Source organism: Dyella marensis (assembly GCF_049532885.1).
Taxonomy (GTDB): Bacteria; Pseudomonadota; Gammaproteobacteria; order Xanthomonadales; family Rhodanobacteraceae; genus Dyella_D; species Dyella_D marensis.
In genome coordinates this window covers 3,267,640-3,288,238 of sequence record NZ_CP064029.1, presented here as the reverse complement: position 1 = coordinate 3,288,238, position 20,599 = coordinate 3,267,640, and the positions used below count along the sequence as shown (strand labels likewise).

Annotated in this window: 19 protein-coding genes, 1 tRNA gene and 1 pseudogene; 16 read left to right on the top strand and 5 right to left on the bottom strand. The window is 69.5% G+C overall.

The window, feature by feature from the left end; translation table 11 throughout:
* Positions 1–31: 31 nt before the first annotated feature.
* On the top strand, positions 32–628 hold the full coding sequence (locus ISN75_RS14020; RefSeq protein ID WP_343818844.1) for a hypothetical protein: 597 nt from the start codon (positions 32–34) through the stop codon (positions 626–628).
* Between the two features lie 97 nt (positions 629–725).
* Here the strand turns inward: ISN75_RS14020 and fdxA are convergent, their stop codons facing one another.
* Positions 726–1,049, bottom strand: coding sequence for a ferredoxin FdxA (gene fdxA / locus ISN75_RS14015; RefSeq protein WP_167254411.1), 324 nt, complete (start codon positions 1,047–1,049; stop codon positions 726–728).
* Between the two features lie 47 nt (positions 1,050–1,096).
* A tRNA-Glu gene (locus ISN75_RS14010) sits at positions 1,097–1,172 on the bottom strand.
* 165 nt (positions 1,173–1,337) lie between these two features.
* Between ISN75_RS14010 and pcnB the strand changes: the two genes are divergently transcribed.
* From pcnB to pgi, 6 genes are all read left to right on the top strand, one after another.
* The gene (pcnB, locus tag ISN75_RS14005) at positions 1,338–2,714 is read left to right on the top strand and encodes a polynucleotide adenylyltransferase PcnB (RefSeq protein ID WP_343818845.1); all 1,377 of its coding nucleotides are present in this window, start codon (positions 1,338–1,340) and stop codon (positions 2,712–2,714) included.
* Entirely contained in the window at positions 2,711–3,193 is a 483-nt protein-coding gene (gene folK / locus ISN75_RS14000) for a 2-amino-4-hydroxy-6-hydroxymethyldihydropteridine diphosphokinase (RefSeq protein ID WP_343818846.1), read from the top strand. Before pcnB ends, folK begins: the two co-directional genes overlap by 4 nt.
* A 55-nt stretch (positions 3,194–3,248) precedes the next feature.
* Positions 3,249–4,079 carry a 3-methyl-2-oxobutanoate hydroxymethyltransferase gene (gene panB, locus ISN75_RS13995; protein WP_167254417.1) on the top strand — a complete coding sequence of 277 codons (831 nt, stop codon included), beginning with the start codon at positions 3,249–3,251 and terminating at the stop codon, positions 4,077–4,079.
* A gap of 9 nt (positions 4,080–4,088) precedes the next feature.
* The gene (gene panC / locus ISN75_RS13990) at positions 4,089–4,934 is read left to right on the top strand and encodes a pantoate--beta-alanine ligase (RefSeq protein ID WP_167254419.1); all 846 of its coding nucleotides are present in this window, start codon (positions 4,089–4,091) and stop codon (positions 4,932–4,934) included.
* A gap of 99 nt (positions 4,935–5,033) precedes the next feature.
* Positions 5,034–5,420, top strand: a complete 387-nt coding sequence (panD, locus tag ISN75_RS13985; protein ID WP_090450268.1) for an aspartate 1-decarboxylase — start codon at positions 5,034–5,036, stop codon at positions 5,418–5,420.
* Between the two features lie 107 nt (positions 5,421–5,527).
* Positions 5,528–7,165 carry a glucose-6-phosphate isomerase gene (pgi, locus tag ISN75_RS13980; RefSeq protein ID WP_168647099.1) on the top strand — a complete coding sequence of 546 codons (1,638 nt, stop codon included), beginning with the start codon at positions 5,528–5,530 and terminating at the stop codon, positions 7,163–7,165.
* A gap of 7 nt (positions 7,166–7,172) precedes the next feature.
* On the opposite strand, the gene queG is transcribed toward pgi, so the two are convergent.
* On the bottom strand, positions 7,173–8,246 hold the full coding sequence (queG, locus tag ISN75_RS13975) for a tRNA epoxyqueuosine(34) reductase QueG (protein WP_246866607.1): 1,074 nt from the start codon (positions 8,244–8,246) through the stop codon (positions 7,173–7,175).
* Positions 8,247–8,297: 51 nt separating this feature from the next.
* On the opposite strand from queG, the gene ISN75_RS13970 reads away from it, so the two are divergent.
* The 6 genes from ISN75_RS13970 to ISN75_RS13945 all read left to right on the top strand — a co-directional run bounded on the left by ISN75_RS13970 (position 8,298) and on the right by ISN75_RS13945 (position 15,910).
* Positions 8,298–9,782, top strand: coding sequence for an NAD(P)H-hydrate dehydratase (locus tag ISN75_RS13970; protein WP_168647101.1), 1,485 nt, complete (start codon positions 8,298–8,300; stop codon positions 9,780–9,782).
* Positions 9,779–10,246, top strand: a complete 468-nt coding sequence (gene tsaE / locus ISN75_RS13965) for a tRNA (adenosine(37)-N6)-threonylcarbamoyltransferase complex ATPase subunit type 1 TsaE (protein ID WP_167254434.1) — start codon at positions 9,779–9,781, stop codon at positions 10,244–10,246. The genes ISN75_RS13970 and tsaE overlap by 4 nt, the downstream gene beginning before the upstream one ends.
* 186 nt (positions 10,247–10,432) lie before the next feature.
* A complete protein-coding gene (locus ISN75_RS13960) occupies positions 10,433–12,055 on the top strand; it encodes an N-acetylmuramoyl-L-alanine amidase (RefSeq protein WP_343818849.1) in 1,623 nt (540 codons plus the stop codon).
* 120 nt (positions 12,056–12,175) lie between these two features.
* A complete protein-coding gene (mutL, locus tag ISN75_RS13955; RefSeq protein ID WP_168647103.1) occupies positions 12,176–14,014 on the top strand; it encodes a DNA mismatch repair endonuclease MutL in 1,839 nt (612 codons plus the stop codon).
* Between the two features lie 67 nt (positions 14,015–14,081).
* Entirely contained in the window at positions 14,082–15,005 is a 924-nt protein-coding gene (locus tag ISN75_RS13950; protein WP_168647104.1) for a DUF1684 domain-containing protein, read from the top strand.
* 5 nt (positions 15,006–15,010) lie between these two features.
* Positions 15,011–15,910: a DUF1684 domain-containing protein gene (locus tag ISN75_RS13945; RefSeq protein WP_343203655.1), complete on the top strand. Its 900-nt coding sequence runs from the start codon at positions 15,011–15,013 to the stop codon at positions 15,908–15,910.
* A 117-nt stretch (positions 15,911–16,027) separates the two neighbouring features.
* Here ISN75_RS13945 and ISN75_RS13940 read toward each other — a convergent pair whose 3' ends face one another.
* A complete protein-coding gene (locus ISN75_RS13940; protein WP_168647105.1) occupies positions 16,028–16,810 on the bottom strand; it encodes an enoyl-CoA hydratase-related protein in 783 nt (260 codons plus the stop codon).
* 178 nt (positions 16,811–16,988) lie between these two features.
* Between ISN75_RS13940 and ISN75_RS13935 the strand changes: the two genes are divergently transcribed.
* The 3 genes and pseudogenes from ISN75_RS13935 to ISN75_RS13925 all read left to right on the top strand — a co-directional run bounded on the left by ISN75_RS13935 (position 16,989) and on the right by ISN75_RS13925 (position 19,687).
* Positions 16,989–17,720: an FKBP-type peptidyl-prolyl cis-trans isomerase gene (locus tag ISN75_RS13935; RefSeq protein WP_168647106.1), complete on the top strand. Its 732-nt coding sequence runs from the start codon at positions 16,989–16,991 to the stop codon at positions 17,718–17,720.
* A 316-nt stretch (positions 17,721–18,036) separates the two neighbouring features.
* Positions 18,037–18,830, top strand: a pseudogene (locus ISN75_RS13930) (CoA pyrophosphatase).
* Complete coding sequence (locus tag ISN75_RS13925; RefSeq protein WP_168647107.1) at positions 18,827–19,687, top strand: sulfurtransferase; 861 nt, start codon at positions 18,827–18,829, stop codon at positions 19,685–19,687. Before ISN75_RS13930 ends, ISN75_RS13925 begins: the two are co-directional and overlap by 4 nt.
* Positions 19,688–19,802: 115 nt before the next feature.
* On the opposite strand, the gene ISN75_RS13920 is transcribed toward ISN75_RS13925, so the two are convergent.
* Positions 19,803–20,555 carry an enoyl-CoA hydratase/isomerase family protein gene (locus ISN75_RS13920; protein WP_168647108.1) on the bottom strand — a complete coding sequence of 251 codons (753 nt, stop codon included), beginning with the start codon at positions 20,553–20,555 and terminating at the stop codon, positions 19,803–19,805.
* Positions 20,556–20,599 lie beyond the last annotated feature (44 nt).

Sequence of the window (20,599 nt, the reverse complement as noted above, 5' to 3'; positions counted from 1 at the left end):
CCGCCCGATCTCTCAACGGAACTCCAATTCAATGAAGAAATCCCCGCTCCTCCTCGCCATGCCGGCCCTCGCCCTGTCCGCCTCGCTGCTTTCCGGTTGCGGCATGTTCCGCTCGGAGAAGGCCTGGGAGGCCGCCAAGCAGGAAACGCCGCTGGAGATCCCGCCGGGCCTGGATACGCCGTCGACCAGCGCCGCCCTGGTGATCCCGGAGCAGGGCGCCAACAACCCCACCTCCAACGGCGCCACGGCGCGCGTGGGCAAGGGCGGCGGCGTGATCGCCGACGGCTTCGTGCTCACCGACACGGTCGACAACGCCTACCGCCGCGTCGGCCAGGCGCTGGAGCAGGGCGACATCGGCCAGGTGCTGAGCCACGACGACGCCGGCCATGCCTACACGCTGAGCGTGGTGGCCTCGGCCACGCAGGGCAGCAAGCCGGGCTTCTTCCGCCGCATGTTCGGCGGCGGCAAGAAGGACGCCTCCGCCCCCGCGCCGGGCGCCGCGCCGCATCAGGTGCAGGTGGTGATCGGCCCCAGCGGCCAGAGCGCCAGCGAAGTGCGCGCGCAGGGCGATGCCGCCGCCGTGGCCAAGGTGGTGGATACGCTGAAGTCGCGCCTGGGCGGTAATTGATTCCGCGCCCCGGTTGCTCATTGAACGAAAAAGCCGCCCATCGGGCGGCTTTTTTATAGGGCGAAGTCCGAAGAAAAGATTCGGAACAGTCGGAAAATCAGCGCTGCAGCTGGTCCAGCTTGCCCGGCTTGTTTTCCCATTCCTTGGCGTCCGGCAGGCCGTCCTTGCGCTCGGTGATCACCGGCCAGGCCTTGGCCAGTTCCGCGTTGAGCGCCACGAAGGACTCCTGCCCGGCGGGCACGTCGTCTTCCGGATAGATGGCGTTGATCGGGCATTCCGGCTCGCACAAGGTGCAGTCGATGCACTCGTCCGGATCGATCACCAGGAAATTCGGGCCTTCGTGGAAGGCATCGACAGGGCAGACTTCGACGCAGTCGGTGTACTTGCACTTGATGCAGTTGTCGGTGACGACAAAGGTCATGCGATCGCGGGCCTGTGTATGCCGGATGGGCCTGTGCGGCCCGGAAGTGGCGCTCCCTACGAGGTTCGAACTCGTGTTCCCGCCTTGAGAGGGCGGTGTCCTAGGCCACTAGACGAAGGGAGCGAAAAGCACCGGAGCGCGCTAGTATAGCGAAATTGTTGCGGCCGGCAATGCCCTCCGTGACAGCTGTCTCATGCCCGAAGCCATGCGCAGCCACGGGTTCCGACCCGGCGCCAGCCTAGGCCCAAGGCCATGCGGCAACCCTTTCGCTGCAAGGATTCAAACCGCTTGAACTTGAAAGCAAGGAACGAGGCCACGCCATCGCTGCGCATCATTCCGCGCGAGCAGCACGTGATATCGCGCAAGAACATCAGCAAGGCCGCGCTGCGCGTGCTGTACCGCCTCCATGAAGCCGGCTACGACGCCTTCCTGGTCGGAGGCGCCGTGCGCGACCTCCTGCTCGGCGGCCATCCCAAGGACTTCGACGTGGCCACCAACGCCACGCCGGAAGACGTCAAGAAGCTGTTCCGCAACTGCCGCCTGATCGGCCGCCGTTTCCGCCTCGCCCACGTGGTGTACGGGCCGGAGATCATCGAGGTGGCCACCTTCCGCGGCACCGGCGAGGACGACGGCAACGAAGGCGGCGGCGACCGCCACATCGTCGACGGCCGCATCGTGCGCGACAACGTATGGGGCAGCATCGAGGAAGACGCGCTGCGCCGCGACTTCCGCGTCAACGCGCTGTACTACGACATCAGCGACTTCTCCGTGCGCGACTACGTCGGCGGCATGCAGGACGTGGAGAACCGCGTGCTGCACCTGATCGGCGACCCGGTCACGCGCTACCGCGAGGACCCGGTGCGCATGCTGCGCGCGGTGCGCCTGGCGGCCAAGCTCAACTTCCGCATCGACGCCGCGGCCGCCGCGCCGTTCGAGGAACTCGGCCCGCTGCTGCTGGATGCCTCGCCGGCGCGCCTGTTCGACGAATCGCTCAAGCTGTTCCTGAGCGGCCATGGCCTGAAGAGCTTCCGCATGCTGGAGAAGAGCGGCCTGCTGAAGTTCATGTTCCCGGCCACCGCGCGCTCGCTCAAGCGCGGTGACGAGGCGCTGCGCAAGCTGATCGAGGAAGGCCTCGGCAGCACCGATGCGCGCGTGGCCGAAGGCAAGTCGGTGACGCCGGCCTTTCTGTTCGCCGTGCTGCTGTGGGGCGAGGTGCGCGACCTGGCGCATGCGTGGATCGTCAAGGGCGTGGAGAGCGCCACGGCCTGGGGCCGCGCGGTGGCGCACGTGGTGTCGGAGCAGTGCCAGCGCGTGGCCATCCCGCGCCGCTTCACCATCACCATGGAAGAGATCTGGGCGCTGCAGCCGCGCTTCGAGCAGGTGCAGCGCAAGCGCGTGTTCCGCCTGATGGCGCACCCGCGCTTCCGCGCCGCGTTCGACTTCCTGCTGCTGCGCGGCACCGAATCCCAGGCGATCGACCAGCTGGGCCAGTGGTGGGCGCATGCCCAGCAGCTGTCGCACGAGACGCTGGCCGCCGCGCTGTCCGGCACCGGTGCCGACGTGCCGTCGGCGGGCGATGCCGAGCCCGCGCCGGCGAGCAAGCCGCGCAAGCGGCGGCGCCGCAAGCCGGGCGGCAAATCCGGCGGCAAATCGGGCGCGGCGTGAGCACCGCCTATGTGGCGCTGGGCAGCAATCTGGGCGATTCCCGGCGCTACCTGAGCGAAGCCATCGAAGCGATGGCGCAGTTGCCCTCGACGCGGGTGACCGCGCGTTCGCGCCTGTACCGCACGCCGCCGTGGGGCATGCTGGAGCAGCCGCCGTTCCTCAACGCCGCCGTGCAGCTGGATACCGGGCTGAGTGCGGACGAGCTGCTGGACGCCCTGCTGGCGATCGAGCGCGCCGCCGGCCGCGTCCGCGAGGGCGAACGCTGGGGACCGCGCACGCTGGACCTGGACCTGCTGCACATGGACGGCGTGCGCCGCGACGGCGAACGCCTGACCCTGCCGCACCCGCGCATCGCCGAACGCGCCTTCGTGCTGCTGCCGCTGGCGGACCTGGCGCCGGAACTGGAGCTGCCGGGGCAGGGCAAGGTGGGCGCGCTGCTCGCCGCGCTCGATCGCAGCGGCTGTGAAGTGCTGCCTTGAGCCTTTTGTGCAATGCGGCGGATAATCCGCTTCTTACCCATCTGAAGGCGTTGCCGTGTACGTCCAGAATGCCAGTGCTCCCGCCCGCAAGCCCGTGACGGTGCCCGGCCTGCGGGCCATGAAGGCGGAAGGCAAGCCGATCGTGGTGCTGACCGCCTACGACTACAGCTTCGCCTGGCAGCTGGAAACGGCCGGCATCGACGTCGCCCTGGTCGGCGATTCGCTGGGCATGGTGGTGCAGGGGCATGCGAGCACGCTGCCGGTGACGCTCGATCACATGGTCTACCACACCGCCGCCGTGGCGCGCGGCCTGTCCGCCACCTTGCTGGTGAGCGACTTGCCGTTCATGAGCGACCGCGACGTGCCGCATCTGCTCGACGCCGGCGCGCGCCTGGTCGGCGAAGGCGGCGCGGCGATGGTGAAGATCGAAGGCGCGGCGCCGCATATCCTCGACGGTATCCATGCGCTGGCCACGCGCGCCATTCCGGTGTGCGCGCACCTGGGCCTCACGCCGCAATCGGTGCACAAGTTCGGCGGATTCCGCATCCAGGGCCGCGAGCAGGAAGCCGCCGACCGCGTGGTGGCCGAGGCCAAGGCGGTGGAGCAGGCCGGCGCGGATCTGCTGGTGCTGGAAGGCGTGCCGACCTCGCTGGGCGAGCGCGTCACCAAGGCCGTCGGCATTCCCGTGATCGGCATCGGCGCGGGCCCGCATTGCGACGGCCAGGTACTGGTGCTGCAGGACATGCTGGGCATCACGCCGGGCAAGCGCCCCAAGTTCAGCAAGGATTTCCTGGCCGGACGCGATTCTGTGGCGGCTGCGCTCGCCGCGTATGCGGAAGACGTGCGCAGCGGCGCCTTTCCCGCACCCGAACACTGTTTCAGCTGAGACACACCCATGCAGACTGTGCAAGACGCCGCGGCCTTGCGTGCCGTGATCCGCGGCTGGCGCTCCCAGGGCCAGACCGTGGGATTCGTGCCGACCATGGGCAACCTCCATGCCGGCCACCACTCGCTGATCAAGCTGGCGCGCGCGCGCACCGACCGCGTGGTGGCTAGCGTGTTCGTCAACCCGACCCAGTTCGGCCCGAACGAGGATTTCGACCGCTATCCGCGCACGCTGAGCCAGGACCAGGCCGGCCTGGCCGAGCAGCACTGCGACCTGGTGTTCGCGCCCGACGTGGCCACCATGTATCCGTTCGGCCCGGCCAGCAGCGTGAGCGTGCACGTGCCGGCTATCACCGACACGCTCGAAGGCGCGCACCGTCCCGGCCATTTCGACGGCGTGGCCACCGTGGTGTGCAAGCTGTTCAACCTGGTGCAGCCGGACGTGGCCGTGTTCGGCCAGAAGGACTTCCAGCAGCTGAAGGTGATCGAGCGCATGGTGCGCGACCTGGCCCTGCCGGTGAAGGTGATGGGCGCGCCCACCCTGCGCGCCGACGACGGCCTGGCGCTGAGCTCGCGCAACCAGTACCTGTCGCGCGACGAGCGCGAGCTGGCCCCGCAGATCTACGCCACCCTGCAGCAGATGCGCGAGCTGGTCGAAAAAGGCCACGCCATCAAGGTGGTGGAGCAGGCCGCGGCCTCCAAGCTGGCCCGCGGCGGCTTCGATCCGGACTACGCCGCGATCCGCCGGGCCGAGGACCTGTCCGAGCCGGCCGAAGGCGAGCGCGAAGGCCTGGTGGCGCTGATCGCCGCCCGCCTGGGCAAGACCCGCCTGATCGACAACTTGCCTTTCGACTGAGGCACCCCACATAGCGCGGCATCCGGCCTCGTTGCGGCCGGACGGCCCGCCCATCGATAATTGCCCGCTACGCAGACCTTTTCTGCTGGAAGTCATGCCATGAACCTGAACATGCTCAAGGCCAAGATCCACCGTGCCACGGTGACGCACGCCGAGCTGCACTACGAAGGCTCGATCGCGATCGACGGCCTGCTGCTCGATGCCTCCGGCATCCGCGAGTACGAGCAGATCCACGCGTGGAACATCAACAACGGCAAGCGCTTCGTCACCTATGCGCTGCGCGCGGAAGAAGGCTCCGGCATCATCTCGGTGAACGGCAGTGCGGCGCACCGCGCCCAGCCGGGCGACCTGATCATCATCGCCGCGTTCGCCCAGCTGTCCGAGGCCGAGGTCGAGCAGTTCCAGCCGACCCTGGTGTACGTGGATGCCGACAACCGCATCTCGCATACCAACCGCTCGATCCCGAAGCAGATGGCCGCGGCCTGAGGCCGCGGCTCAAGGCAAAAACTGCCGGAATTGGCACGTGGCGCGCTACTCACGCGCCACTCAATGGCTCTAAGATCGGGGTTCCCCTTCCCGCCAAGTACGAGCCCATGTCGCAGCAGCGCAGTCCGTCCTTCCTGGCAGCACACGTCGAACGTCTTTCGCGCACCCATCTGCGCGACTTGCTGAAGGACCGGGAGCGCGGCGAACGCCTGCGCCACCGCGTGGGGCCGCTGCTGCTGGACCTGAGCCGGCAGAAGCTGGACCACGAAGCGCTGCAGGCGCTGGGCGAGCACGCCGAAGCCAGCGGCTGGCAGCAGGCCCGCGACGCCATGTTCGCCGGCGAGCCGATCAACACGTCCGAACACCGCGCCGTGCTGCACACCGCGCTGCGCGGCGGCGCCTCGCGCCTGCCGCCGGTGGCGCCGCGCGAGGCGCGCAGCGAGATCGAACGCACCCTGCAGCGCATCGACGAACTGGTGCGCGCGATCGAGCGCGGCGACGCCGCCAGCATGGGCCTGCCGCCGAAGATCACCGACGTGGTGAACATCGGCATCGGCGGCTCCGACCTCGGCCCCCGCCTGGCCGTGCGCGCGCTGGCGCCGTTCCACGTGCCGGAGCTGCGCAGCCACTTCCTCACCAATGTCGACGGCCAGGCCGCCTACGAGCTGATGCGCCAGCTCGACCCGCGCCGCACCCTGGTGATCGTGGTCTCCAAGACCTTCACCACGCAGGAAACCCTGCTCAACGGCAACGTGCTGCGCGACTGGATCGTGCGCTCGTACGAGGGCGATGCGCGCGCCGCGTCGAAGCATTTCCTGGCGGTCAGCGCCAACACCGCCGAAGCCGAGCGCTGGGGCGTGGCCACGTCCAACATCTATCCGATGTGGGATTTCGTCGGCGGCCGTTTCTCGCTGTGGTCCGCGGTGGGCCTGTCGCTGGCGCTGGCCATCGGCATGGAGCATTTCCGCGCGCTGCTCGCCGGCGCGGCGCAGATCGACGACCACTTCCGCAGCAAGCCGTGGCAGGAAAACCTGCCGGTGCTGCTCAGCCTGGTCGAATACTGGAACCGCAATGCGCTGGGCCGCAGCAGCCGCGCGGTGGTGCCTTACGCCGATCTGATGGGCGACCTCACCTCGTACCTGCAGCAGCTGGAAATGGAGAGCCTGGGCAAGCAGGTGACTCCGCAAGGCGAGCCGGTGCCGCAGTCCACCTCGCCGGTGGTGTGGGGCAGCGTGGGCACCAATGCGCAGCATGCGTATTTCCAGTCGCTGCACCAGGGCACCGACACCGTGCCGCTGGAATTCATCGGCGTGGTGCGCCCGGCGCATCCGCTGCGCGCCAATCACGACGCGCTGCTGTCCAACCTGCTGGCGCAGGCCGCCGCGCTGGCGCTGGGCAAGACCTTCGACGAGGCCCTCGCCGAGAGCAAGGGCGGCGACGAACAGGCACGCCGCGTGCTCGCCGCGCAGCGCACCTTCCCGGGCGACCGCCCGAGCACGGTGATCCTGCTCGATTCGCTCACCCCGGAAAGCCTGGGTGCGCTGATCGCGCTGTACGAGCACAAGGTGTTCATGCTCGGCCACCTGTGGAGCATCAACGCGTTCGACCAGTGGGGCGTGGAGCTGGGCAAGTCGATCGCGCGGCAGATCCTGCCGGCGCTGGAAGGCCAGACGGACGATCTGTCTTCGTTCGACACCGCCACCCGCGCCTTGCTCGACGAGATCGCCCAGCGCCGCGAGGGTTGATTCTTTCTTACGTCGCCTGGTGCCGCGCCAGCGCCCAGGCTACGTGTTCGCGCACCAGCTCCGACGGATGCGCCGCACGCGCACGTAGCGCGTCGAGCACTTCGCCCGAGCCCGGCGCATTGCCCAGCGCCACCGCGATATTGCGCAGCCAGCCCTCGTAGCCCGTGCGGCGGATCGCCATGCCTTCGGTGCGGCGCAGGAATTCCTCTTCGCTCCAGGCGAACAGTTCCACCAGGCGCGCGCCATCCAGGCTGTGGCGCGGTGCGAAGTCGGGCTCCGCCGCGTCGCGCGCGAACTTGTTCCAGGGGCAGATCAGCTGGCAGTCGTCGCAGCCGAAGATGCGGTTGCCCATCGGCGCACGCAGCTCTTCCGGAATGCTGCCTTTGAGTTCGATGGTGAGATAGGAAATGCAGCGGCGCGCATCCAGCCGGTACGGCGCGACGATGGCCTGGGTCGGGCAGATATCGATGCAGCGGCGGCACGTGCCGCAATGCGCGGTGGCGGCTTCGTCCACCGGCAGCGGCAGGTCGGTGTAGAGCTCGCCGAGAAAGAAATACGAACCCGCGCTGCGGTTGATCAGCACGGTGTGCTTGCCGATCCAGCCCAGGCCCGCATTGCGGCCCAGGGCTTTCTCCAGCACCGGCGCCGAATCCACGTAGGCGCGGTAGCCGAAGTCGCCGACCTTGGCGTGGATGCGCTCGGCCAGCTTCTGCAGGCGGTTGCGCATCAGCTTGTGGTAGTCGCGGCCCAGTGCGTAGCGCGCGACATAGCCGGCGTCCGCGTCTTCCAGCACGGCCCAGGCGTTGCGCGTGCCGGGCGGGATGTAGTCCATGCGCACCGAGATCACGCGCAGGGTGCCCGGTTCCAGTTCGGCCGGGCGGCTGCGCTTGGTGCCGTGGCGGGCCATGTAGTCCATCTCGCCGTGGTGGCCGTCGTCCAGCCAGCGCCGCAGGTGCTGCTCGTCCTCGCCCAGCTCGATGCCGGCGATGCCGGCGTCGGCGAAGCCGAGCTCGCGCGCCCAGCGCTTGATGTCCGCGGCGAGCGCGGCGTAGTCGTGGGCGAGGGCGGAGTAGGCGGACATGGTGGGCATTGTAAGTCCGCCGGGCCGCGGCCTCCGCCTATAATCCGGCGCATGACGCCACGCCCGCACAGCCACGAGCTCCATACCGTCGACCAGGTGCGCGCGCTGGATCGCCGCGCCATCGAGGTGCTGGGCATTCCCGGCATCGAACTGATGCGCCGCGCGGCCGCGGCCGCGTTCGCCTCGCTGCAGCGCCATTGGCCGCAGGCGCGGCGCATCGCGGTGTACTGCGGGCCGGGCCATAACGGTGGCGACGGTTTCCTGCTCGGCGCGCTCGCGCTGCAGGAGGGCTACCAGGTGATGCTGTTCGCGCTCAGCGGCGAAGCGCGCGGCGATGCCGCGGCGGCGCGCGCGCGTTTCGAGGAGGCCGGCGGACAGGTGCAAATGTGGAGCTCCGTCACCGGCCTGCCGGTGGCCGACGTGCACGTGGATGCGCTGTACGGCACCGGTCTCGCGCGCGCGCCGGAGCCCGCGGTGGCCGACCTGCTGTGGCGGTTGAATGCGGGCGGCGAACCGATCCTCGCGCTGGACGTGCCTTCGGGCCTCAACGCCGACACCGGGCAATGCCCCGGCGAGGCGATCAAGGCCGATGTCACCGTCAGCTTCATCGCGCACAAGCGCGGCCTGCATACCGGCCAGGCGGCGGACCGCGTGGGCGTGCTGGAGCTGGATACGCTGGACTTGCCGGAAGAACTCTGGGGCGGCATCGCGCCCGACGCCGAGCTGCTGCACGCCGCCACGCTGCCGCCGCGCCCGCGCCATGCCCACAAGGGCAGCAATGGCCACGTGCTGGCGATCGGCGGCGACCTTGGCACCGCCGGCGCCATCCGCATGAGCGGAGAAGCCGCGCTGCGCGCCGGCGCGGGGCTGGTCAGCGTGGCGACGCGCGAGGCGAATCTCACCGCGCTCAACAGCGCCCGTCCGGAACTGATGGCGCACGGCGTCGACGGCCCGCAGTCCCTGCAGCCGCTGCTGCAGCGCGCCGACGTGCTGGCGCTCGGGCCCGGCCTGGGGCAGGGCGCCTGGGGCCATGCGCTGTGGCTGACCGCGCTGGACATGGCCATGCCGACGGTGCTGGATGCCGACGGCCTCAACCTGCTGGCGCGCGAGCCGCGGGTGTTCGAAGCGGCCACGGTGATCACGCCGCATCCCGGCGAAGCGGCGCGGCTGCTGGAAAGCTCGGTCGCCGGGATCGAAGCCGACCGCTACGCCGCGGTACGCGCACTGGCGCGCAAATACGGCGCGGTGGCGGTGCTCAAGGGCGCCGGCAGCCTGATCGCCGACCCGCATGGCCGCGTGGCCGTCTGCCCCTGGGGCAACCCCGGCATGGCCACCGGCGGCATGGGCGACCTGCTCACCGGCATCGTCGCCGCCTTGCTGGCCCAGGGCTGCGAAGCCTGGGAAGCCGCCTGCCTGGGCGTCGGCCTGCATGCCCGCGCGGGCGACGCGGCCGCCGCCGACGGCGGCGAGCGCGGCCTGATGGCTACCGACCTGCTGGCGCCGCTGCGCCGGCTGCTCAACGGACTCGACGCATGACCACCCTGCAGCAGGCGCTTCCCGACGAACAGGCCACCACCGGCTTCGCCGCGCGCATGGCCGGCGCGGTGGACGAGGGCGCGGTCATCTACCTGCACGGCGACCTGGGCGCGGGCAAGACCAGCTTCGCCCGCGCCTTCCTGCAAGCCCTGGGCGTGGGCGAGCGGGTGAAAAGCCCGACCTACAGCCTGGTCGAGTCCTACCGGCTGGCCGCCCGCACGGCCTGGCACCTGGACCTGTACCGCATCGCCGACCCCGGCGAACTGGAATGGCTGGGCCTGGACACGCTGGCCGACCCCGCCGCCCTGGTGCTGGTGGAATGGCCGGAGCGGGGCGCAGGGGCCTTGCCCGCGCCGGATCTGCAGATCGACCTGGCCTACGCCGGCACCGGCCGCACCGTTCAGGTGGCCGCACGCAGCCCGCGCGGCGAGCGCCTGCTGGCGCGGGTGCCAGCCTCAAGCTGAGGCGCGGCGCTAAGTATCCGTCGTTAATGAGATTTTGGGTTCCGTCTCGCCCCCGGGCGAAACCCTTCCGTCAGCGCGGCTTGCGTCCGATAGCTGGACCCAGCCTGACAAAACAGCTGCAGGTTATGGATATTTCAAGGAAAAAGCACTTGCATTCAGGAAAGTGCTGAGCTTCAATGCGCGACCATGAGGGGATATCCGGCCAGCATCCGTCAGTTTTCCTGTCTCGTCGCCCTGGCGATGGCGCCGCTGTGCGCCGTCCACGCCACCGACGTGAAGTCGGCCCGCGTCTGGGCCGGCCCGGAATACACCCGGCTGGTGCTCGATGTATCCGGTCCCGTGGACTACAAGACCCGCCAGGACGGCGACCAGCTGGTGATCGACCTGGGCCGCAGCGCCCTGGGCGATGACTACTCGGCGCCGAAGTCGCAGGGCCTGCTCAAGGGCCTGGACAGCAGCCAGCAGGGCAACCGCCTGCAGCTGGTGGCCAAGGTCGACCCGTCCAGCCACTACAAGAGCTTCGTGCTGCAGCCGCAGGCCAGCTACGGCTACCGCCTGGTGGTCGACGTCTATCCCGGCAGCGGGGTGGCCTCGTCGGCCAAGGCCGCGCCCGCACCGGCCCCGGTACAGGACGACAGAGACGATGACGCCGCGCCGCCGCCCGCGCCGGTGACGGTCAAGCTCGCTGCCTCCAGCAAGAACAGCCTGCGCTCCACCCAGAGCGGCATGGCCTCCACCCGCCAGGCCGCCGCGCTGCTCAACGGCGAGCGCAAGGTGGTGGTGGCGGTCGACGCCGGCCACGGCGGCCAGGACCCGGGCGCGCACGGCCCCGGCGGCACGCTGGAAAAGAACGTCACCCTGGCGGTGGCGCGCGAGCTGGCCGCGCAGATCAACAAGCAGCCGGGCATGAAGGCGGTGCTGACGCGCGATGCGGATTTCTTCATCCCGCTCAAGCAGCGCTACGAGATCGCCCGCCGCAACAACGCCGATTTGTTCGTCTCGGTCCATGCAGACGCCTTCGTCAACGGCGACGCCAAGGGTTCCTCGGTGTGGGTGCTGTCGCCGCGCGGCAAGACCAGCGAGGCGGCCCGCTGGCTGGCCGACCGCGAAAACCGCGCCGACCTGATCGGCGGCGTGTCGCTGGACGACAAGGACGACAGCCTCGCCGCCGTGCTGCTGGACCTGCAGCAGGGCTACGCCATGCAGGCCAGCGAAGCGGTGGCCACCAATGTGCTGAAGGCGCTGGGCGGCCTGGGGCCGACCCACCGCGGCTTCGTGGAGCGCGCCAACTTCGTGGTGCTGCGCTCGCCGGACGTGCCCTCGATCCTGGTCGAGACGGCCTTCATCAGCAATCCGGACGAGGAGCGCAAGCTGCGCGATCCCTCGCACCAGGCGCACCTGGCCGAAGCCGTGATGGGCGGCGTGCGCAGCTATTTCGAGGCGACCCCGCCGCCGGGTTCGTGGTTCGCCGCGCAGGCCGCGCGCCGCAACGGCAACGTGGTGGCGTCGGCGGCGAAGAACGACGATGACGACGGCGACGGCAATCCCGTGTCCACCGCTGCCAACAAGGCGGTGGCGCAGGCGATGACCGGTTCGAAGTCGGGCGAGGTCAAGGTGGCCAGCGTGAAGGCCGACAGCGAACGCGCCGACGCCAACGTGCGCGACCTGCACCGCGTCACCGCGGGCGAAAGCCTGCGCAGCATCGCGCGCCAGTACGGCGTGAGCATCACCGCGCTGAAGAACGCCAACCGCAGCATCAACAGCGACACGGTGCGCGCGGGCATGGTGCTGGCGATTCCATCCGGCTGATCCATCCGGCCGATCCGTTCGGCCGATCCGTTTGGCCGATCCGTTTGGCTTGTTCCGCCGCAACATGTTGTTTTTACGAACGCCACCCCTCGGGTGGCGTTCCTGCTTTAAGCTTGCGCGATGCCTGTCATCCGTCCCCTGCCTGCTGAACTCATCAACCAGATCGCCGCCGGCGAAGTGATCGAACGGCCTTCCTCCGTCGTGAAGGAACTGGTCGAAAACAGCCTCGACGCCGGCGCCACCCGCATCGAAGTGGATATCGAGCAGGGCGGCCAGCGCCTGATCCGCATCCGCGACGACGGCGGCGGCATCGAGCCGGACGACCTGCCGCTGGCGGTGGCCTCGCATGCCACCAGCAAGATCCGCAGCTTCGACGACCTCGAACACGTGGCCAGCATGGGTTTCCGCGGCGAGGCGCTGGCCTCGGTCTCGTCGGTGGCGCGCTTTGCGCTCACCTCGCGCGCACGCGGACAGGACACCGCCTTCCGCATCGAAGTGGACGGCGGCAAGCTGCAGGCGGCGCGCCCCGCGCAGCATCCGCAAGGCACCAGCGTCGAGGTGCGCGACCTGTTCTACAACGTGCCGGCGCGGCGCAAATTCCTCCGCGCGGAGCGCACCGAGTTCGCGCATATCGACGACCTGCTGAAGTCGCTGGCGCTGGCGCGCGGCTCGGTGGAATTCCGCCTCAGCCACAACGGCAAGCCGGTGCGCATCCTCAAGGCCGCCAAGGACGAACAGGCGGCTCTGCTGCGGGTGGCTGACGTGCTGGGCGAGGAATTTCCCGCGCAGAGCCTGCGTATCGATCATGTGGCGGCCGGCCTGCATCTGTCGGGCTGGGTCGGCTTGCCCACGGCGTCGCGCTCGCAGGCCGATTCGCAATACTTCTACGTCAACGGCCGCCTGGTGCGCGACCGCATCGTGGCGCACGCGGTGCGGCAGGCGTATGCCGACGTGCTGTTCCACGGGCGGCACCCGGCCTTCGTGCTGTATCTGGAACTCGATCCGGCCGGCGTCGACGTCAACGTGCATCCGGCCAAGCACGAAGTGCGTTTCCGCGAGCAGCGGCTGGTGCACGACTTCCTGTTCCGCACCCTGCACGAGGCCCTGGCGCAGACGCGCGCGGGGCAGGTGGGCAGCGTGGTCGACTCGGTCGACACGGCGCCCACGCTGGTCAGCTATGCCGCGGCCGCCTCCGCCGGCGCGGCCGTCACCTCCACGCCGGCCTGGTCCGGGCAGTTCAGCCAGAGCCGCCTGAGCCTGGGCGTGCGCGACGAGCCGCTGGCCGATTACGCCGCGCTGCTGGGCGAGTCTTCGCGCGAGGCGGTGCCGGCCTATGCTGCCAACACCCCGATGCCGCCCGCGCAGGACGACGAGGCGCCGCCGCTGGGCTTCGCCATCGCGCAGCTCAAGGGCATCTACATCCTGGCCGAGAATGCGCACGGCCTGGTGCTGGTGGACATGCACGCGGCGCACGAGCGCATCACCTACGAAAAGCTCAAAAGCGGCCGCGCCTGCAGCAACCTGCGCTCGCAGCTGCTGCTGGTGCCGCTCAACGTGTCGGTCAGCGCGAAGGAAGCCGCCGCCGCCGAGGAACACGCCGACGCGCTGGCCGACTGGGGCCTGGAGCTGTCGCGCAGCGGCCCGTCCGGCGTGGTGGTGCGGCGCATCCCGGCCTTGCTGGAAGGCGCCGACGTGGCGCAGCTGTGCCGCGACGTGCTGGCCGAGCTGGCCCTGCACGGCAGTTCGCGCCGCCTGCAGGAGCTGGAGAACGAACTGCTCTCCACCATGGCCTGCCACGGCTCGGTGCGCGCCGGCCGGCGCCTCACCGCGCCGGAAATGAACGCGCTGCTGCGCGAGATGGAGGCCACCGAGCGCTCCGGCCAGTGCAACCACGGCCGCCCCACCTGGACCCAGCTGGGCCTGGCCGAGCTGGACAAACTGTTCCTGCGCGGGCGCTGAGCCGGCGCTTGCGGCTGCGGCAAATAGACGTCCATACTCGGGCTTCCTCTGTCGAGCGGGCCGTGCCATGTCGCGTAGCGTTGCCTTTGCCCTCGTTGTCGCCTTGAGCTTTGGAGTCGTCGCCGTGCAAGCCGAAACCGCCACTGCCGCCGCTGCCGGCGACTACCCGCACGAGATCGAGCAGTGGCGCGCCAAGCGCACCGCCAACCTCACCGCGCCCACCGGCTGGCTCAGCCTGATCGGCCTGGAATGGCTGCAGGAAGGCGCCAACCGCATCGGCAGCGCGAGCGACAACGACATCGTGCTGAAGGCCGGCCCGGCGCATCTGGGCGTGGTGACGCAGGGCAAGGACGGCGCGCTGCACATCGTGCTGGATGAAAAATCCGGCGCCACCATCGACGGCAAGCAGGTGCGCGAAGCCGCGCTGATCGACGACATGCATGCCGGCGAAGCCACGCCCACCACGGTGGCGTTCGGCAGCGCCAGCTTCTACGTGATCGAGCGCGATGGCCGCAAGGCGCTGCGCGTGAAGGACAGCAACGCCGAAACGCGCAAGCACTTCCTGGGCATCGACTACTTCCCGATCGACCCGTCCTGGCGCGTGGTGGCCGACTGGGTGCCGTTCGATCCGCCGCACAAGCTGGAGATCGGCTCGGTGATCGGCACCATCGACAAGGTCGACGTGCCGGGCAAGGCGGTGTTCCAGCGCGACGGCCACACTTTTGAACTGCTGCCGTACCAGGAAGAACCGGGTGGTGAACTGTTCTTCGTGCTGGCCGACCGCACCTCCGGCAAGGAGACCTACGGCGCCGCGCGTTTCCTTTACGCCGCGCTGCCGAAGGACGGCAAGGTGGTGCTGGATTTCAACAAGGCCTACAACCCGCCCTGCGCATTCACACCGTTCGCCACCTGTCCGCTGGCGCCGCCGGAGAACCGGCTGGATGTCGCGGTGACGGCGGGCGAGAAGAAGTATCGCGGCGGCCATCATTGAGCGCCGTGCGTTCGCTCGTCGTTGCGGGCGCGGCGATGGCCGCGCTATGGACTGCGCCGGTGTATGCGCAGCCCAGCGACTACACGGCACAGGTCGAGCAGGCGCGCGCCGAACGCGTGACGAAGCTGAAGCGGGCGGATGGCTATCTCACGCTGATCGCTTCCGGTTGGCTCGAGCCAGGTGACAACACGGTCGGCGCCGCCGCCGACAACCGTTTCCAGGTGCCGGGCGCACCCGCGCATCTGGGCGTGCTGCATCTCGATGCCAATGGCGCGGTGGATCTGCGCACCGCCGACGGCGTGACGGTGACGATCGACGGCCATCCCGTCTCCGCCGCGCCGATGCTCACGCAAGGCGCGCACGGCGAACGCAAGCCCACCCGCGCCTATCTCGGCGCGGAGCGCTATCTGTACGTCGTCGAAAGCGGCAAGCAGCGCGGGCTGCGGGTGAAGGACAATGCCGCGCCGCTGCGGACGAACTTCCCCGGCATTCCGTATTTCCCGATCGATCCCTCGTGGAGGATCGAGGCGCAGTGGCAGGCCTACACCACGCCGCACACGCTGCGCATCGCCAACGTGGTCGGCACGGAAAACGACGAGCCGGTGCCGGGCCAGGCGGTGTTCGAACGCGGCGGCCAGCGCTACACGCTCACGCCGATGGAAGAGGACGGCCGCCTGTTCTTCGTGTTCAGCGACCGCACCGCCGGCAAGCTCACCTATGGCGGCGCGCGTTTTCTCTATGCCGACATGCCGAAGGACGGCAAGGTGACGCTGGATTTCAATCTGGCCGAGAACCCGCCGTGCGCGATCACGCCGCACGTGGTGTGCCCTCTGGCGCCGCCGGAGAATCGGATGAAGCTGGAAGTGACCGCGGGCGAGCAGAAGTTCCACGGCGCAGGGCACTAGATCGCCCGGCGTAGGTTGGGGTGAGCACAGCGAACCCCAACAATGCGCTACGGCTGAAAGTGCAATGTTGGGGTTCGCTGCGCTCACCCCAACCTACGCCGGAGGGTTTCCTTCGAATCAGCGTCCCTTGAACTCCGCCTTGCGCTTCTCCAGGAACGCCGTGGTCCCTTCGCGCATGTCTTCCGTCGAGAACGCCAGCGCGAACGCCTGCGTCTCGAACTCCAGCCCCTGATCCAGCGCGGTCTCGCCGCCCTGCAGCACGGCGTCGAGAATGCCCGCCGCCGCCAGCGGCGCCGAGGCGGCGAGCTGGTCGGCCAGCGTGTCCACCGTTTCGTCCAGCGCCTCCGGCGCCACCACGCGGTTGACGATGCCCAGCTCGCAGGCGCGCTGGGCGCCGATCATCGCGCCGGTCAGGCACAGCTCCAGCGCGGCGCCGCGGCCGGCCAGGCGCAGCAGGCGCTGGGTGCCGCCGAAGCCGGGGATCAGGCCGAGATTGATTTCCGGCTGGCCGAAGCGCGCCTTATCGCTGGCCACGCGCAGGTGGCAGGCCATGGCCAGCTCCATGCCGCCGCCGAGGGCGAAGCCCTGGATGCGCGCGACCACCGGCTTGCCCAGGCGCTCGATGGAGCTCATCAGGCGCTGGCCGGCGCGCGAGAAGCCCTGCGCCTGCACCGGCGTGTAGCCGTTCATCTCGGCGATGTCCGCGCCGGCGACGAAGGCCTTGTCGCCCGCGCCGGCCAGCACCACGGCGCGCACGGCGTCGTCCTGGGCGGCCTGGGCGAAGGCCAGGGTCAGTTCGTTGAGGGTGTCGCGGTTCAGCGCGTTGAGCTTGTCGGGGCGGTTGACGGTGATCAGGCGCACCGCGCCGCGATTGCCGATTTCCAGATTGCGATAAGCCATGGCGGTTCCCAGCGGAGGTCGAAAACGCCCATGGTAGCAGTGGGGTTGCGGCGGGAACCTTTGCCGCCGCGGGCGTTCTCATGCCGGTGGCGCCGGCACCCCCGCCCGGCCCCGCTGCACGCGCCCGGCAAACCCCTTACGATGGCCGGGCTTCGCGCATCCGCGATGGAGGATAGGCATGACACGACTGCGTTGGTTGGCCCATGGCACGATGCTCACGATGCTGATGAGCGCGGCGATGGCCACGCATGCGCAGAGCCGCGACAGCGCGTCCGACGCGCAGGCCGCGGGGCTGGACAAGAACAAGCTGTCCTATGCGATCGGCTACCAGATCGGCAGCCAGTTCGCCAGCGGCGACCCGGACGTCGACATCGCCGTGATGCAGCGCGCGATCCAGGACGCCTACACCAAGCGCCGCCCGTCCGTGCCGATGCAGGACATGCACGAGCAGCTGCGCCGCCTCGACAAGCACATGCACGACAAGGCGGAGTCCCAGTTCCAGCAGCTGGCCAATTCCAACGCCAGCAAGAGCGCCGACTTCCTCGCCAAGAACCGCCAGAAGCCCGGCGTGGTGCAGCTGCCTTCGGGCATCCAGTACCAGGTGCTAAAGCAAGGCACGGGCAAGGACCAGCCGGCGGTGAACAGCACCGTCACGGTGAATTTCCGCGCCACGCTGATCGACGGCACCGAGTTCGACAGCTCCTGGGCGCACGGTTCGCCGGTGAGCTTCATCGTCAACAACAAGGTGATCCCCGGCTGGCAGGACGTGATCCAGCGCATGCACGTGGGCGACAAGTGGCGCGTGGTCATTCCGCCCGCGCTGGCCTACGGCGAACGCGGCAACCTGCCGCGCATCGGCCCGAACGAGGCGCTGGTGTTCGAGATCGAGCTGCTGGAAATCAAGCAGTAAGGGCGGCGTTCGCTGCCCGGGGCGGGGCCTTCGGCGAGAGCCTGCTCAAGGCCTCCGCGTGGCCCGCGCCGGCTCTGGTTGCTCGCCAGACAAGGAAGAGTGAGGGAGTGTACGTCCGTACACGACCGAGCGATGACGCAGGATGGCGGGCAACCAGAGCCGGCCCTCCGGGTTGCCGTTGAGTGGCTCCCAGGCGGCAGCGCGCGGCTTGACCTGGCAACCAGCCAGGCCCGCGCCACGCGCTGCCGCCTGGGAGCCACTCAACGGCAACGCGGGCTACGCGGAGGCCTTGAACAGGCTCTAAGATCAGCGGTCCATGCCGAACGATCCCGCCCCCATCCCTGCCGCCGTCCTGAGTCCCTGCATCGGCATTTGCCGGCTCGACGAGCGCGGCTATTGCGAGGGCTGCCTGCGCACCGGCGACGAGATCGCGCGCTGGCGCGCCATGAGCGACGCCGAACGCCTGCGCTACATGCACGAGGTACTGCCGGCACGGGAACCGCAGCCATGAGCGACTCGCTGGCGCCGGTCGCCGCCGCCGTGCTCCCGCTGGCCGAGCCGCCGCAGGGGCCGGGCTGGAACCACCGCGAGATGGCCGAGCTGATCGGCGATGCGCCGCGCCGTCCCGCCGCGGTGCTGGTGGGCTGGCGCGAAGGCGTGCAGCCGCGCCTGGTGCTGACCGTGCGCAACGACAGCCTGCAGGCGCATGCGGGGCAGGTGGCGTTTCCCGGCGGGCGTACCGATCCGGAAGATGCCGACGCCGTCGCCACCGCCTTGCGCGAGAGCGAGGAGGAAGTCGGCCTCGATCGCCGCCTGGTCACGCCGATCGGCTTTCTCGACAGCTTCGACACCATCAGCGGCTACCGCATCACGCCGGTGGTGGCGCGCATCGCGCCGGAAGCGAGCCTGTATCCGGCACCGGCGGAAGTGGCCGAAGTGTTCGAGGTGCCGCTGGCGTTTTTCCTCGACCCGGCCAACCTGCGCCGCTACACCATGGATTTCCGCGGCCATCGCCGCGAGATGGTGGAATTCATCCACGGCGGCCATCGCATCTGGGGCGCGACGGCCGCCATGCTGGTCAACCTGCTGCACCGCATGGGACGTCTATGACTGCTGCATACACCACGCTGATCGATGCGCGCACGCTGGCGGCGCTGCCGCCGCGCGAGGTGCTGATCGTCGACTGCCGCTTCGAACTGGCCGTGGCCGGCGGCGATCCGGACAAGGGCGAGCGCGCGTATCGCGAGGGGCATATCCCGGGCGCGGTCTATGCGCATCTGGATCGCGACCTGTCGGATCTCTCGCGCAAGAGCGAAGGGCTGGGCCGGCACCCGATGCCGTCCGAGCAGGCGTTTTCCGCGGTGCTGTCGCGCTGGGGCTGGCGTCCGGGCCTGCAGGTGGTGGCTTACGACGCGGCTGGCGGCGCGCTGGCCGCGGCGCGGCTGTGGTGGCTGCTGCGCCTGGCCGGCGTGCGCGAGGTGGCGGTGCTCGATGGCGGTTTCCAGGCATGGCAGGCGGCGGGCTTGCCGCTGGAGTCCGGCGAGGTGGCGCGCGAGCCGAGCGACGTTGCGCTGCGCTACGACGCCTCGCGCTACATCGTCGATCACCGCGCGATTGCCGATCGCTCGGAGTTGCTGATCGATGCGCGCGCCACGCCGCGCTACCGCGGCGAAGTGGAACCGATCGACCGCGTGGGCGGCCATGTGCCCGGCGCCTTGAATCGCCCGTATTCGGACAATCTCGATGCGGACGGCCGCTACAAATCCGCAGGGCAGCTGCGCGGCGATTTCGCCGCCTTGATCGGCGACATGCCGCCCGCGCAGGTCGTGCACATGTGCGGCTCCGGCGTCACCGCCTGCCACAACCTGCTGGCGATGGAACACGCGGGGCTGGCGGGTTCGCGCCTGTACGCGCCGTCGTGGAGCGGCTGGGTCAGCGATCCGGCACGGCCCGTCGAAACCGCGTAACCGCGTAACCGTAGGTTGGGGTGAGCGCAGCGAACCCCAACAATGCGAAGCGCCCGGCGGTGCGGTGTTGGGGTTCGCTGCGCTCACCCCAACCTACGCCGTGGCGCCGTGGCGATTATTTCTTTTTCAGGCGTGCCACCAGCTGCTGCAGCACCGCCTGCGTTTCCTCGCTGAAGAACGCATCGACGAACACGCCGATCGGCAGCTTTTCCGGATCCGCCCACACTTCGGTCAGATCCGCGCGCGCCAGCTGGCGCGTGGCCAGCATCGCGCCCGCCGGCAGCGCCAGCAGTTCGTTGAGCCAGTGCAGGGCGCGCGTGGTGACCTGGTCCACGCCGGTCAGCTCGTCGACGAAGCCGAACGACAGCGCCTGCTGCGCATCGATCATCGCGCCGGCCACCAGCAGCCGCTCCGCGCGATACGGGCCGACCACGCGGCGCAGCGCGAGCTGGATGCAGTCCGGCACGATCAGGCCGACCTGCACTTCGTTCAAGCCGATGCGGTACGGGCCTTCGGCCATCACGCGGTAATCGCAGAACAGCGACAGCACCGCGCCGCCCGCGGGTGCGTGGCCGGTAATCGCGGCCACCACCGGCACCGGCGCCATGGCGATGGCCGAGCAGGTGGCGAAGAAGGTGCTCCAGAAGCGGCGCACGCCGTCGCGGTCCTGGCCGAGCAGGGCGGGCACGTCGACGCCCGCGGAGAACATGCCGGACGTGCCCGACAGCACGATGCCCGCGGCGCCGTCCTGCACGGCGGTGGCGATGGCCGCCTGGATCGCGTGCAGCAGTTCGAGGTTCAGCGCATTGACCGGCGGGCGCGCGAGATTGATCTCGACGATGGCGTCGTGCTTGACGAGGTTGAGCATGGCGGCGTCCCCGGACGAAAGAAGTAAGGCCCGCGAGCGTAGCA

Coding starts and splice junctions, on each gene's coding strand:
- ISN75_RS13960 (WP_343818849.1), top strand. CDS start 10,433: ATGAGGGGATATCCGGCCAGCATCCGTCAGTTTTCCTGTCTCGTCGCC.
- queG (WP_246866607.1), bottom strand. CDS start 8,246: ATGTCCGCCTACTCCGCCCTCGCCCACGACTACGCCGCGCTCGCCGCG.
- panC (WP_167254419.1), top strand. CDS start 4,089: ATGCAGACTGTGCAAGACGCCGCGGCCTTGCGTGCCGTGATCCGCGGC.
- ISN75_RS13940 (WP_168647105.1), bottom strand. CDS start 16,810: ATGGCTTATCGCAATCTGGAAATCGGCAATCGCGGCGCGGTGCGCCTG.
- ISN75_RS14020 (WP_343818844.1), top strand. CDS start 32: ATGAAGAAATCCCCGCTCCTCCTCGCCATGCCGGCCCTCGCCCTGTCC.
- tsaE (WP_167254434.1), top strand. CDS start 9,779: ATGACCACCCTGCAGCAGGCGCTTCCCGACGAACAGGCCACCACCGGC.
- ISN75_RS13925 (WP_168647107.1), top strand. CDS start 18,827: ATGACTGCTGCATACACCACGCTGATCGATGCGCGCACGCTGGCGGCG.
- pgi (WP_168647099.1), top strand. CDS start 5,528: ATGTCGCAGCAGCGCAGTCCGTCCTTCCTGGCAGCACACGTCGAACGT.
- ISN75_RS13950 (WP_168647104.1), top strand. CDS start 14,082: ATGTCGCGTAGCGTTGCCTTTGCCCTCGTTGTCGCCTTGAGCTTTGGA.
- panD (WP_090450268.1), top strand. CDS start 5,034: ATGAACCTGAACATGCTCAAGGCCAAGATCCACCGTGCCACGGTGACG.
- ISN75_RS13970 (WP_168647101.1), top strand. CDS start 8,298: ATGACGCCACGCCCGCACAGCCACGAGCTCCATACCGTCGACCAGGTG.
- ISN75_RS13935 (WP_168647106.1), top strand. CDS start 16,989: ATGACACGACTGCGTTGGTTGGCCCATGGCACGATGCTCACGATGCTG.
- fdxA (WP_167254411.1), bottom strand. CDS start 1,049: ATGACCTTTGTCGTCACCGACAACTGCATCAAGTGCAAGTACACCGAC.
- mutL (WP_168647103.1), top strand. CDS start 12,176: ATGCCTGTCATCCGTCCCCTGCCTGCTGAACTCATCAACCAGATCGCC.
- ISN75_RS13920 (WP_168647108.1), bottom strand. CDS start 20,555: ATGCTCAACCTCGTCAAGCACGACGCCATCGTCGAGATCAATCTCGCG.